Origin of the sequence: Rubritalea sp. (assembly GCF_051252225.1) — a bacterium.
Lineage (GTDB): Bacteria > Verrucomicrobiota > Verrucomicrobiia > Verrucomicrobiales > Akkermansiaceae > Rubritalea.
In genome coordinates this window covers 23,800-37,570 of sequence record NZ_JBPOGE010000011.1, presented here as the reverse complement: position 1 = coordinate 37,570, position 13,771 = coordinate 23,800, and the positions used below count along the sequence as shown (strand labels likewise).

Here is a 13,771-nt window from a genome sequence, read left to right as displayed (position 1 = left end):
CTAGGTAGGGCGGGCTCGCTGAGCACGCCGTTTGAGGGGCTGATAGACATCGGCTTTAAGGTAAGTCCACAATGCACGCTCAATGATTGGGAATTAGTCTAGTGTAATAGTGACTACGTGAAAGGTTTCAGAAAGTGGAATGGATAGGCGAACAACGGCGTGTTCGGCGAACCCGCCCTAGCACTTGGGCGATCTTAAACAGGTGGGGTTGCCATTTACCCTAACGAAAGAAAGGCCCGTCGATTTCTCGACGAGCCTTCCCCAACATATGAAAAAAATAAATTCTGCCGTCGCGCTTACTTGCGGCGACGGAGGATGAGAGCGAGTCCACCAAGACCGAGAAGGGCGGTGGAGGATGGCTCTGGTACTGCTACTGCTTCGAATTGAAGGCCTGCGAGACGAGCTGTACCTGTGGACATTCCGATTTCGAATGCATTACTGCCATTTGCTGCAACAGAGCTAGTTAAAGTCTGAGCAACAAATCCATTAACAGCGGAAGAAAAGTTCATGCCTGTAACTGTTGGAGCGCTAGCGAATGTACCGGCGGCATAGGATGTTCCGTTGATGAGCATGGTGTCAGCTACGGCATTATTGGAAGAAGTAGCACCAATGTTCCAAGCTCCAGAGTTATTTTCAGACACAAATCCGATGAACTCGAGTGAGGCAAGCGGAGCTGAGAAATCAGAGAATGTGAAGGTGATTGTTTCGCCAGGTCCCATGCGGTTCCCTTCGTTTGAGGCGGTACTTGAGACACCATAGCCAGCTGCGATTGTATCTAATGCTGCACCAGCTGATCCTGACACTCCGGTTATTGTAATATCAGCAGTTAGACCGCCGCCGAGATCGAAGTTGTCCCAGAAAGTTTGACCTAGACCAGCGCTACCTGCAGTAGCTTCATTGGCTGTCAAGTCGAGTGTGACTACTGCAGCACTTGATGTGCCTGCGAGACCGGCCATGGCGATGCTGGCTAGCGTAAGTTTGTTCAGTTTCATATTTTCGAGGTATTTGTGTTTTGAATTTTAAAATGCATGTTTGGTGGGTGAGCTGTACATTGCTCACTATGCATTTAGGGATGTGCGGGCCATTCGGTGGTTTGGGACAAAATATTAGTTTTTTATTATTTTTCTAAAATGCGTCACTTGTTTTGAGCCAAAGCGAGGTATCACTCCTGCCAGTTGACCCTCCAGAAAGCTTTGTCACTGTAGGGATCCATTTCGAGATGCAGCTGGTAGGGGGAAGTTGGCAGGACTGGGATATTCTCTACTTCTTCCCAGCTGGAGCTGTCCGTGAGGTCAGTGGTTTTTTCAATGGAATAGGCGAGTCCCGGTGTGCCATAGAAGTCTAAGGTCACGATGCCATTGGAGGTGTTTGCCGTGGTTTGGGCGGCGAGGCCGAGATCCCAAACTGGCTGGTCACTGGCCGAAAATGAGAGTGAGGCGCGCAAGGCCACTTCATCTCCGGTGCTGTCACCCTGGCTGCCGACGACAAAGCTGAGGGTGTCACCCGCTGAGACTGCTACGTCATTGAGAGCAAAAGCACCATCCGCTTGAGTTAGCTGTCCTGAGGCACCTGTGGCGGTGAAGAGTGAAGTGGTATTGTGGAAAACCTGAGCACTCACGGAGTTGTCCGATGTGCCGCCTACTAGATCTCGGAAGCTTCCTGAGATGCTGGCGAGAACATGACCCATGGCGATGTCACCAGCGGAAATGGTGTAACGTAGGATCACAAAATCACGTGCGTCATCTGCATCCGTAGTGATGAGGAAGTCGGTGCCAGCGACGGCGTTATTGGCCGTATTGGTGGAGTCGATGACGTAGCTTCCAGTATCTGCGCCGCCTAGCACGGCAGCGGTGCCGGCTCCGATGTAGCCTGAGTTCGCCTGAGAGTCGACGGTTTGCCCGGCGGTGAGAACCACTTCATTTCCACCTAAAGCTTCTGAGGACTCGAGGTATTGCCAGCCACCAGCCACAGAGCTGGCTGCAGTGTAGCTTTGGCCAAGCGTGATACTGTCCTGGCCAAACAAGGTGTGACCCCGGCCTTGTTCTTCAGTGGTGAGTAGGCTGTTCCAATCTGTGAGATTTTGGACAATAGGAACCTCTGGGAATAAGGAACCCGTTTCACGTTGTTCACTGCCCCTGAGCATATAATCGCCAAGCACGGGACGAATCTCTTCAGCAAGGGTGAGTAGCTCTTCGATATCCTCACGATACGCGTTGTCTAGAGCCACATCTGAAAGTTCGGTGAAGGTAATGACTGCATTACTCTCATCTACAGCTTCATTACCAACGAGTGAGTTGGCTGCGCCGCTATCCGGCGAGAGGTCATAGAGACGGTAAATCGATGATGCTGCTTGTTGGTCCCAGAAGGGGCGTTCGTTCGAATCGCGTGGTACATGTAATTTCAAATGCCCTTTGCGTACTGCCTGGAGGTTCTCTCCATTGTAGTAATAAAAGGGCTCGTCGATGGCGCGAGAGATGGTTTGGTCAGTGAACAGGGGAACTAAACTCACGCCGTCATAGATGCGGTCAGAAGGGAGTGGCTCACCGATGATTTCAGACAAAGTCGGGAACAGATCCATCGAAACTGTGGGTGTGTCTTCATAGCGAGGGGTCTGAATCTGATCTTTCCAATAGAAGATAAAGGGGACTCGGTGGCCACCTTCATAGGTGACAAATTTTGTGCCACGGAAAGGAAGGCAGTATTGGTTGCCGGTGGCTCCATTGTCTGCGGTGAAGACGAGGATGGTATTTTCTAGAATGCCATTGGCTTCCAGCTCAGTGACGATCTGACCGATACTCCAGTCGACTTCGCGCAGCACATCGGCACGGGTGCCATTGCCGGTAGCACCGTCAAATGCGTTGCCTTCAGTGTAGGGAGTGTGGGGGTATTGGTGAGAATAGAAAAAGAAGAATGGGCGGTCTCGATGGGTACGAATGTATTCGCGTGCGCGCTGGGTGTATAAAGAAGTGAGGCGCGCTTCTTGTGCGTCATTGCTGACGCTAAAAATGAAGTCTCTTTCATCGAGGAATTCTTTGTTGTGCCCAAGATTTGAGGGAGCTCCGTAGTAGGTGTCGAATCCTTGATTGTAGTAAGAAAAGATCTCTTCAGTACCTAGGTGCCATTTGCCGATCATCAGCGTTTTGTAGCTTTGTTTACGGAATTGTTCAGCCAAGGTGATTTCATTTGGACTGAGTCCCATAAACCAGTGGGATTCGCGGTTTTCGTTGATGCCGTAGGGGAGGCCAGCTCGCTGAGGATAGGCTCCTGTGAGGAAGGACGCGCGAGCCGGGGAACAAATATTGGCGCCAGAATGGAAGTGGGTGAACTGAAGCCCACCGTGCGCTAGTGCATCAATATTTGGTGTGTCTACATCTTGAGCGCCATAGGCACTGACATCGCTGTAACCCATGTCGTCCATTAAGATGAAAATGACATTGGGGCGCTCGGTTGGAGCTCGGGGAGATGAAGGTGGAGTATCCCAGATGATGAGGTCGTCTAGCCAGAGGCCTTGCTCCGCAGTGTTGGTGCCAGTGATTTCCCAGCGCAGGCGTGACAAGCTCGTAGCTGCGTTCATCACTTGGCCACTCTGTGTCAGCAGGCTTGAACCATTGATGCTGACTTGTCCGTCATAGAGTGTGAGGTAGAAATCCTGAAGGCCTGAAGGAAGTGTTGGCGGCGACAGCCCTTTCAATGGTGTAGCTCCCACGCTCTCTTCACCAAGCGCGGTGGTGAGTGAGATATTGTTCTGTGAACTGTCTGTGTGTGAGGTGTACTTCACGCGGAAGATTTCATTGTCACCGTCATAGCCAATAAGAGTGGCTTCGTTGTCGCCTGAGGCCGATGCATTGGTGGCCAGCATTTGGAGATGGATCGCGATTTCACTGCTTTCAAACTCGAGTGCTTCGTCGAGGGTCAGTTCGATAGAGTCACCCTCGGCATTTTCGGAATCGAAGACGTAGGCATAGCCACGGGAAGTCTCTTCAAATTGGCTGTCGCCGGAGAGGCTAGTCGTCCAGGTGCCACCCAGTGTTGAGCCATCAAGGTCATAGAGCGCGGCACTGCCGGTAGCGTATTGTGGGTCAAAATTCAGAGCGACTCCAGCCTGAAGGGCTGGTGGGCCTAGTGGGGGAGGTGGACCAACTGGTGTGCCGCCGGTGGCAGTCAATTGCAGAGCCGAGACGACACTCACATCATTGCTATTAATGCTTTCGGATTGGATGGTGAGCACTCCATTTACGGAGCTTAAATTCGAGAAGGTGACATAAGAATCGGCGGCATCGAGTAGATCGGTCTCGAGGCTGGAACCATTAACATTCCAGCCGGTGTTTCCGTTTTCTATTTGATCTCCAGAGGCAGAGGGGCGGTAGGCACCAATGACTAATTCGTAGATTAGACCATCATCTAAGCCGTTGAATTCGAAGGTCAATTCAGACGAGGCGCCTGACTCATACCACCAATCGGTCTGGGCCGTCGCTGGTATGGATGTGTATGTAGGCGAAGAGGCTGTGGGGTTTCCTTCTCCAGCTGCTCCTGAGGTGTTGAGAGAAATGTAGTTGAGTTTGGAGCCATTGGTGTCGGTTAGTGATCCTGCGCTGATGTCGGCATTGACACTGGTTAATGTATTCCAATGGGTCGTAGCGTCACTTGAGCTGCTGAAGTCGACACCGATGACCGTTCCAACATCGATATCCGCAGTCTCAGGAGGGGCGATTGTCTCGCCCTCCGCGCGGAGCTCAGCGACTGCAATACCAACCCACTCGTTGCCATCATTGTCATCGATAGGGGTGATGGTGATCGTGATCACGCCGCCAGTGGGAGTGATTTCTGAAATCGTTCCGTAACCTTGGTCGATGGTGGCATCTGAGATGAAGCTACTGGATTCAGTCGTGGTGCCGGTGCTTAGAGAATAAGTGGCATCAAAGTTTTCAGCGCCAGTGTCACGATCTTGTCCGCCAAAGAATACGTAGCTTAGTGCATCGTCCAGACCGGTGAAGGTCAGCGTTACCGATTGGTTGGCCACATTGCTATAGGCGTAGTCGCCCCAGACATCGTTTCCTGTTGTCAGGCCTGAATTTCCGATCTCACGGTTGGATCCATTGACCGCGAGACCGGTTGCTTCGAAGCTTACTCCACTGAGAGCAGAGCCGCTGGTGTTTGAGAGCGAGATGCTTCCAGCGTTGAAAGCGTATTGATTGTAGTTGTCGTTGTTGGTCGTGCTACCGAAATCGACACCGATGATGTCGCCGCCTGAAATAGTAGCATTGGCCTGTGCCGCAAGGGCGAGGCAGGTGAAAGTGAGGTGACGAAAGTAAGGGTTCATCTTAGATTATATTGATTTAAAAAAGTTGGAGATGTAGAGGCTCGGAGATGTAGAGTGAACTCGATCTCCGTAGAGTCATGCATACTTGGAGTGGCTTATTTCAGAGAAGGGGCGATTATTTAGCCTCATTGAGGATGAGGGTTTGGCCGCCAATCTGAATAAGGGCGTGGGCCTTTGGTTTTGTGCGAGAGATAGCCTTTAGCTGGAGAGCCGAGACCATGGTGAACGCATCTGAGCTAGCATGAATGATGATGGTGCCGTCGTCTCGGGTGCTGAGCTTACTGAAGGTGGCGTAGGCCTTCTCTCCTTGGCTCGCATCAGTCGTTTGAGGAGTGCCATTATTGACGGACCAGGTGGTGTCGGCATGGTTGTTGTCCGCGTCATTGGCGGCTCCAATGATGAGCTCGTAGGATAGAGAGTCATCTAGATTGGAAAAGGTGAGCGTAATGGAACCTTCTTTTGCTGTGCCGAACCAGTCACCTAGTGCACTGGCTGGGAATGCTGGTTGATTTGCTATTTCTGAGCTGTCTTCCGAGCCGTCAGTGTTGAAAGTATGTTTAGAATCGAATTCCCAAGAAAATTCGATGGCATTAAGCTGCTGGCCTGAGGTGCTGATTAAGGAACGCGTACGTCCTTTGGACTTATTGAGGGTGTTCCAGTGTGTTGTATCTCCACCTTCACTGCTGAAGTCGATTCCAATGGCTGAACCTATCACCATGTCTTCAGCCACGGAATACGTGGTGATGCTTATGCTGATAATGTAGAGAACAAGTGTTTTGAGAATCATAGTGACCCGCTGGATGAAGGATGAAGTGAGGGAAGGTTGGTTTCCCCTCTACTTCAGCTTGTGCAGGTCAGTGTCACAACTGGGACACTTTCAGGTAATGTTTCTCATCAAGTGAGATAGAATGCCATTAGGGGCACCGCTATAATAATGATAGAGCTATCTCAACGACTAAAGCTTAGCGCTTGGTTCACGCACGGTGATTTTTATTTCGTCTAGACTGGATGAAGTGAGGATGCGTTGCCGCCATTTCACGTTCTTTTGGCTGTTGTTGATGATGATTTCCTCGAGCTTGCGAATCATGATTTGCTTATTCATGACTGGGTCGCTGCAATGCGAGAGATCGAGTCGCTTGATGGAGGTGTTATCGAGGTGATTCAAGTGGAAGGAATCGTCGATTTTGAGGACAAGCCCATCCACTTGTAGATAGCGTAGAATATGTGCTGTAGGTAGCTTGCCTAAATTGGATGTAGTGAATTCTTTCTCAGAAGAGATCGTGAGCTGGTCACTTTTTGGTAGGTAACTGGTACTTAGCTTGTGCGATTTTTGGCTAAGAAATTCTAAAGCAGCTCCGATGACCCCTGCGTAATGGGTTTTGTCAGTTCTTGCTTCATGATCATAGGCGAGGATAGCCAGCATTAGTGGCCCATGCTTATCGTCTATATTTCTAGCCTCACGGATAAAATGTGCGAGCTGCTCGACGCTTGGACGCTTAGTTTCGCTGAAGTTAAATTCTGGGAAGGCTTTTACATAGTCCATGTATCCCGCTCTTTGATGGTCGAGTTCAACCGGATGCTTTAAGGCATTTTTAAAGTCCAGCATGATACAGTGAATACTGAAGTGCTGGAATTGAGCTTCTTTCGAATCTGGATCGAGCGTGAGAGAACGATCAATCAACTCATTGACGTTACGGAAGGGGACCACGGGTTTTGTGAAGACTGATTTTCTTTTTTTATCCATGGCTTGCAGCAGAAGCTGCTTGGCCTGCTTGCGTCTGGGTTCTTCAGTTTGGTTGAAGAGGGCCTCGTACTCCGCTGTGAGTTCATCGACCTCGCTGCTGAGCTGTAGGCTGTGTTCGCGGGCTTGGAAGGTTTCTTGTTCTTTTTTGTCCAGACTTTGAAGGTACCAAAGTGTACAGAGCCCGATGACGGCAAGGGCTGAAGCTGCGATGCTAACTGGTGCCTTGTTGCGCTTGGTGAAGAGGAGTGCACGTCTGAAGATATTTGGACGCTCAGCGCCGGTGCTGTGGCCGAGTAAGTGTAGGTAGATGTCTGACTTGAGCTCGGTTACCGACTGGTAACGATCCGCTGGGTTGTAGGAAATGGTCTTGAGAATGATCGCGTCGAGCGCCTTGGGTATATTTTTCTGGGGAAACTCTTTGCGTGGTGACTTGCGGCCGAGAACCATAGTTTGCTTTAATATCTCTTGCTCAGTTCCGGTGAATGGAGCCACGCCTGTAAGCATGAAGTGGAGCAGGCAGCCGAGTGAGAAAATATCACTGCGCTGGTCACAATTTGCGGAGCCTTGAATTTGTTCGGGAGCCATGTAGCCGAGGGTCCCTTTAATTTGGCCAATCGATGTGACGTGGCGGGCTTCGAAGAGCTTCGTGGCGCCGTGAGTATGGTCTGAGCCCCTTTGATGGACAAATTTTCCAAGCCCCCAGTCGCACACCAGTACTTGCCCGTAACTATCGCACTGGATATTTTCGGGTTTGATATCACGATGAATCACTCCCTGAGCATGCGCGTAGGCGAGGGCGTCACAAATTTTGAGAAAGATTTCGAGTAGGATTTGGTGTGAAGTAGTGCGCTCGACAGCGTCAGCGAGAGTCGAGTTTCCCTTTAGATCCATGGTGAAAAAGGGGCGGCCCTCAGCAAAGGTACCCGCATCATGCACATTGATGATGTTCGGATGATTTAAGGAGGAAACGAGCCAGGATTCGTGGATGAATTCATCGAAAAATTCCGGTCCGTGTTCAGCGCGCGGCAGTGCTAGGGCGACGAAGCGCTGGGTCATTTCGTCATGGCAGCGATAGACTTCCTTGAGAGCACCTTTGCCGATCAGGTGTAAATTGGTGTAGCGCTCTTCTATGCTGACGAGTTCATTAAAGCTGGGACAGAGTGCCTCGAGGACTTCCTCATCAAGGTTGTCGACTTGTTGGTAGATCTGTTTGAGCCGCTTGTCAGGTTGGTAATAGCTCGATTGATGAGTGGGGTCAGGTGTCATCCTTCAAGCTCTTTGATTACCGCTTGTACTTCCAAATAAAGGCTGCGCTTTACCCGTTTGCGCAGAGTATAGACAGAGGAAAGGGTGAGCCCCGTACGCTTGGCGACTTCTTCTGCGGAAAGCCCCTGGAGTCCGAGCTCAAAGACCTCAATCGCTTGACCTCGATAGCCTTTTTTGACTCGGTTCATCGCCACATTAGTCACATAGGTTTCCCATTCGTCTTCAATGAACTGGTCGAGGTCTGGCGCCTGTTCACTGTCGCTAGTGATCATGTTTTGCGCAAATTTTTCGACCTTCAGTTGCTGGTTGTCACGCTGCCGGAAATGCATGAGAGCTGTGCTGCGGATGACTTGCTTGAGCCAAGTGCGGAAGCGCGCGCGCTCACGTTCATACTTAGGTAGATCGCGCATCAGAACGATCAATGTTTGCTGAGCAACATCGTCGATATCGCTCGGATTCACATTGAGCTGATGAAGCACGTAATAGATAAAGCGCTCGTAGTGTTTGCTCAGTTCATTCCACGCATCTTCATCATTGAGGTCGATTGCTCGGCGCAATAAAGAGTGGCGGGTGTTTTGGGAGGTACGTGTCATGCAAGATGTGGCTTCATCAAAAATTGCATGGATTGCTACTGGCGAACAAGGATCAAATCTTGGGCGAGATCGAAGCCCTATAAGCGATGAAGGAGATGCTAGAGCGAGGAAATGGCCTAGGACCCTAGAAAAAAGAACCCAGTGGACTTATGCAGATTAAAAGAATTTTTGTGGTTCTCTGATCACTGTGACTGATTCAGGAGTAAAGAAGTGGAGCCAAAATGCATGAGAGCTGAGTGCTTGTCGCTTAAAAAAGGTGTCACGGTGGCTGTGAGAGTAAGGCCGCCTATGGTGACGTGTTTGGTATTTCTTTTAACACGGATCACTAGAGTGCCGCGACCATCCGTTCTGAGTCCAGTGAGAGTGCCGTAGCCACTACCCGCAAGGGATTTAAAGCTTTGGTCGCCTGCAGACCAGATGGAATCGAAGTTGTCATTAGCGCAGTCATAACCACCTGACAGGTTGTAGCTGAGATCATCGTCTAGTCCTGAGAAGGTTAGTAGAAAATGTGCATTTTCATCCAGCTTCATACTCGCGGTGTCATTGGAGAGAATACGGTCGGCATAAATACTCGGCTCAGAGAATACTCCAGACCCACCGTAGCCTTCTTGTTCGTTTACACGATTGGTCACTTGGCCCGTGTTGTTAGTGAGGCTAAATCCTACACCTGTGAGCTGCTTAGATTCGGTAGTGATCAGAGGCTTGGAGTAGCTGAGTGTATCACCATTTATTATGCCCTTGCCGTCGTCAAAATGATTAAAAATGAGGCTTTTCGCGGGAGATTTCCCTCCGTGGTTAGAGCTGTCAAAATCGATACCGACTGTTTCGCCTAGAGGGATTCCTGCAAATACAGGTAGAGCGTAGGTAACGAGGTTTGTAATCAAGAATGTTGTGATGATCCGCATACAGCTAAAAATTTGTTAGAGTATCTTGTTAGTGGATACTCTAAGTCTTGTAAAGCTGCGAATCTAACAAGGTTGTTAGTAGCTGTGGTGTTGTAGCCTAGCTATTTTTCGTCACGTAAAATGAGACTTGTTTCACCGATACTAATCAGGCCGAAGCTTGTAGGTTCTGCCGCTGATCCTTCCACCACGATGTTATCAATATTAATTCGCGAGTTGCCGGCGTTGCCTTTGCCACCCCAGAAATAGATGCGGAACTCGACAAAATTGATATTTTGTAGGCTAGGTTTCGTACTGAGATCGACGGTAGTCGGGTGCCAAGACGTGCCCGCTTGATGCACTTCAGTCATTTGATCCGAGGTCAAAGTGTGGCCAGGTTTCCATCGACCAGCACCGTTAGGTTTAGCTAGGACATTGTAGTGACAAGCAGCTTTATCGCCGGCACGCGAGGTTTTGAATGAAAGCTTACCAAGCTTCAGAGTCCCAGGGACACCAGCTTTTAGCGTAAAGCTAATGTAGTTTTTTCCTGCAATAGCTCCACCAATATTTTCTGCTAGCATTCCCTCATTACTATCTCCCCAACTTCCTTTGTCTGTCGAACCGAAGCGAATGCCACTGGCTGCGGTTCCCGTAGTGTCGCCAATGTTGGAAATCTTGCCATTTTTAAAGCCTCCGATCCCAGCAATAGGGCTTGCGTTGATACCTGACGCCTCTTTGCTCACTTCCGCGTTCTCGGCGAAATCGTAACCCGCTAAAATGTCAGCGCTGATGGCTGAAAATGGGATGGCTGAACATAAGAGTACTAGATAGGGGAGCTTTGTCATGGGTATGGTAGATTTTTGAATGATTCTATAGACTTTATGCTGTTATGACTGGGCATAGCAAAGCTTAAGTAGGATGGAGACTCTATATGCGTAAATAGATCCAGAAGCACCTAACCGATTTAGGTGTTAGGTGCCGCTTCGTCGTATAGACTTACTGGGTGATAGAGAGACGGACGAAATTCTTGAGCGTAGATGCCATGGGGATGGTGGCTGTGATAGAATCAAGTCCATCGCTGTTTTCCACTGTATAAGAGGCTCCTAGAGGCTCAATGGGGCCGCTCTCGGTTGAGTTGCCAATCACGATGTTATATTCGGGCGAACTGAAACTAAGGTCGCCTGAGACCTCGACTGCTATACTGGCGGTTGGAGATTGTTTGAAAATGTCGGATCTGCGGAAGCTGACTTGAAAACCCGTATTGGATTCACTCACCACAGGAGCAATACCTTCTTCACTTATGGTCGGGTCTCCTCCGAAAACAAATTCGAGGAAGTTACTGAGCCCGTCGTTGTCGAAATCAACCGAAGAATCGGTATCGGTAAATAGGTGAGTGAAAGAACTTGTTGCCCAATCATTATAGGCGGCTGCGGCTATCGTTGTAACTTCCAGAGAGCCGGTGGATTCAGAGAAAGTCCAAAGAGAAACTCCGGATTCTAGAGTCCAGATTCCCTCATTGTTAGAAAAAGCTCCCAAGCTGCTGTTGACGCTAAAAGTACTCTCGCTGTAGTTCGCCGTGAGATCGGTCTCGCCTACGAGTAACCAGGAATTTCCTGGCGATGAGTTTGCATTTTCTAAGTTGAGGTGGATATGCCCATTGAGGTTGACTATCCCAGAACCTGCGGTGACGCCTGCGATCTGGTTACAAATACCATTAGTAGTTGGAATGAAGCTAAGTGATGCGTCTGGTTCCAGTGTCAGTGAACCAGCTTCTACAATGGTGTCGCCTGTATAGGTATTTAGCCCAGAGAAGATTACTGCGCCTGTGCCGGATTTAGTAATTCCATTGGACTCACCGTCTTCTTGGCTGATTGTTAGATCGAAAACCAAAGAGCCTGAACCGTGATGGACGATGTTTAAATGGTCATTAAGAATGAGTGATCCGGCGGTGTCATAATCATCAATCAAACAATCACCTTCTGCGCCAGCTTCGACTGTGATCGATGCGCTGCTCCCATTGTTATCCATTGTGAGTGTTCTTACGTAAGCGCTCGATCTGAAAACATTGATAGTGAAAGCTTCGTCAATTGATTCGTCGAAACTCAAGCTGCTAAGCTCATAATCGTTATAGGTGTTAGAGGAGGTTCTTGAGCCAGCGTCAGCAAGGACTACCTCGATAGTAGAGTCGGTTGGCGGAGCTGAGTCTCCGAGCCAGTTACCCGCGGTGGACCATCTGGATTTAGAGCCGCCGCCGTCCCAAGTGAATGCCGAGCTTTGGTCGCTGGAAACTGTGGCGGAGAGAGGGATGTCAATGGTGTCGGTAGTGACGTTATCAAGGGCGACCCATGTCAGGCGTAGGGTCGTGCTGGCACTTTCTCCAGATGTGAGCCCGGCGATGCTGTTGTTGAAAGTGACATCAAATGCTGCGCCAGTGACGAGCCCGAAGGTGAATTCCTCCGTAGTGGAAAATGCGCCGGGGTGAGATGGATTGATAAATTCCACGGAGGTAATCTCTAGGTTATGGATCGCGGTGAAATCGACACTGACGCTGGCAGTCGCGCTAGTGTCAGCTGATGCTAGCTCCATAGCGACGAGGCTCGGTTGCTGGATAATCACGCGTTCTTCTAGTCGTGAACTAACAAAGACGGTCTCTGTTACATAATTGGTTTCTCCCGGTAAGTAGTTGGTCTCGAAGATCGAGGTGTCAGCTGTCACGTTCACAAACCATGCCGTTACATCCGATGGCAAGGTCGCAGTTCCCTGCCAGATTCCAGAACCAGTAGACGTTTCTGCAAAGTCAGTCAGCGTCACAGTTGTCCACGAAAATGCCTTACTATCGCCCATCTCATTACTGTGATAGAGCGTGGCGCTAGTCAGCGGTCTGGTGGATTCAAATGACACCGTGACTTGATCGCCAACAAGGCTGAGACTCTTTTGCACACACCATGGATTGTTCGCACTCACTCCAACAGATCCTGCATTATTCCCGACAATACTATCCGCGAAATCATAAGAGTCCGCTCGTCTCCATGTAAACGCATGGGAGTGTTTCATCCCCTGTATCATACTAACCATCCGGGTGCCGGGTGCTTGGTTGTAGCTGTTGGCTTGGCAATCCAGATTGAAGGTGCTGTCGTTGAGCCAGGTCAACCACATGATCGGCATGGTCGCGTTTTCGAGGTAAAGCATCGGATCCCAGACATTTTTATAATAGTCAGTCCCGCCGGCATTATTGATCGCTTCTTGCCATTTCCCAATGCCATCCCACATGTGACCACAGCCGTAAGTCGGGATGGCAAATGCGAAACGGGTGTCGACTCCGATCACCGTGGAGGTAATGACGCCGCCCCAAGAAACTCCGTGGATACCGACTTTAGTTTCGTCGACAAAGGTGAGACTCCGCATGAGCGAATTCGCAAGAATGGATCCCGCGGTGGCGTGGTACATGAATTGATTTCCTATATCCACATTTGCCTCGTTGAATACTCCTGATCTACGAGGCCCGCCCTTGTTGTGTCGGCTGGTTGTGTTGGCCGCGCCTTCGGTATCGATAGCGATGGCGACATAGCCGCGCTCGGCCCATAAATCTACCCAAGTGGAATAGGCCATGCCAGAGCCACCGTGAACGAGGACGACGGCAGGTAAAGGTGCGTCACCTGCTTGCCATTTCGGCATGCCGACCCAAGCGTACACTCGAGTGGGGTTGCCATTATAGTCGATGGAATCGAAGAAAATGTTCTTCAGAGTCTGCTCAGTCTCTGAGGGAACGAGGTCCGTGACAGTCTCTGATGATTGGAATGCAGCATTACTCTCGTCGACTTCATAGAGTGTGGGTGCTGTCGTCAGATTGGCCAGACCCTCGATCGCGGCGCGGTCACTCGCGTGGTCCGCATTGGCCGTGAGTGAAAGGCAAAAGGCGATGCAAATGCTATAGGCTATCTTTAGATTCATGAGTTTTCGGTTTTGT

8 protein-coding genes are annotated in these 13,771 nt (G+C 50.0%); all 8 read right to left on the bottom strand.

Annotation, left to right across the window (positions count from 1 at the left end; all coding sequences use genetic code 11):
• Nucleotides 1–296 precede the first annotated feature (296 nt).
• On the bottom strand, nucleotides 297–992 hold the full coding sequence (locus tag ACSHX2_RS10995) for a PEP-CTERM sorting domain-containing protein (RefSeq protein ID WP_435692997.1): 696 nt from the start codon (nucleotides 990–992) through the stop codon (nucleotides 297–299).
• 170 nt (nucleotides 993–1,162) lie between these two features.
• The gene (locus tag ACSHX2_RS10990) at nucleotides 1,163–5,320 is read right to left on the bottom strand and encodes a sulfatase-like hydrolase/transferase (RefSeq protein ID WP_435692996.1); all 4,158 of its coding nucleotides are present in this window, start codon (nucleotides 5,318–5,320) and stop codon (nucleotides 1,163–1,165) included.
• Between the two features lie 115 nt (nucleotides 5,321–5,435).
• Nucleotides 5,436–6,107, bottom strand: coding sequence for a hypothetical protein (locus ACSHX2_RS10985; RefSeq protein WP_435692995.1), 672 nt, complete (start codon nucleotides 6,105–6,107; stop codon nucleotides 5,436–5,438).
• A gap of 168 nt (nucleotides 6,108–6,275) precedes the next feature.
• Nucleotides 6,276–8,330, bottom strand: coding sequence for a serine/threonine-protein kinase (locus tag ACSHX2_RS10980; protein ID WP_435692994.1), 2,055 nt, complete (start codon nucleotides 8,328–8,330; stop codon nucleotides 6,276–6,278).
• Nucleotides 8,327–8,923: an RNA polymerase sigma factor gene (locus tag ACSHX2_RS10975; RefSeq protein WP_435692993.1), complete on the bottom strand. Its 597-nt coding sequence runs from the start codon at nucleotides 8,921–8,923 to the stop codon at nucleotides 8,327–8,329. Before ACSHX2_RS10975 ends, ACSHX2_RS10980 begins: the two co-directional genes overlap by 4 nt.
• 182 nt (nucleotides 8,924–9,105) lie before the next feature.
• Nucleotides 9,106–9,828, bottom strand: a complete 723-nt coding sequence (locus ACSHX2_RS10970; RefSeq protein WP_435692992.1) for a hypothetical protein — start codon at nucleotides 9,826–9,828, stop codon at nucleotides 9,106–9,108.
• A 101-nt stretch (nucleotides 9,829–9,929) separates the two neighbouring features.
• A complete protein-coding gene (locus ACSHX2_RS10965) occupies nucleotides 9,930–10,649 on the bottom strand; it encodes a hypothetical protein (protein WP_435692991.1) in 720 nt (239 codons plus the stop codon).
• Nucleotides 10,650–10,800: 151 nt separating this feature from the next.
• Nucleotides 10,801–13,755, bottom strand: a complete 2,955-nt coding sequence (locus tag ACSHX2_RS10960) for an acetylxylan esterase (RefSeq protein WP_435692990.1) — start codon at nucleotides 13,753–13,755, stop codon at nucleotides 10,801–10,803.
• Nucleotides 13,756–13,771: the final 16 nt, after the last annotated feature.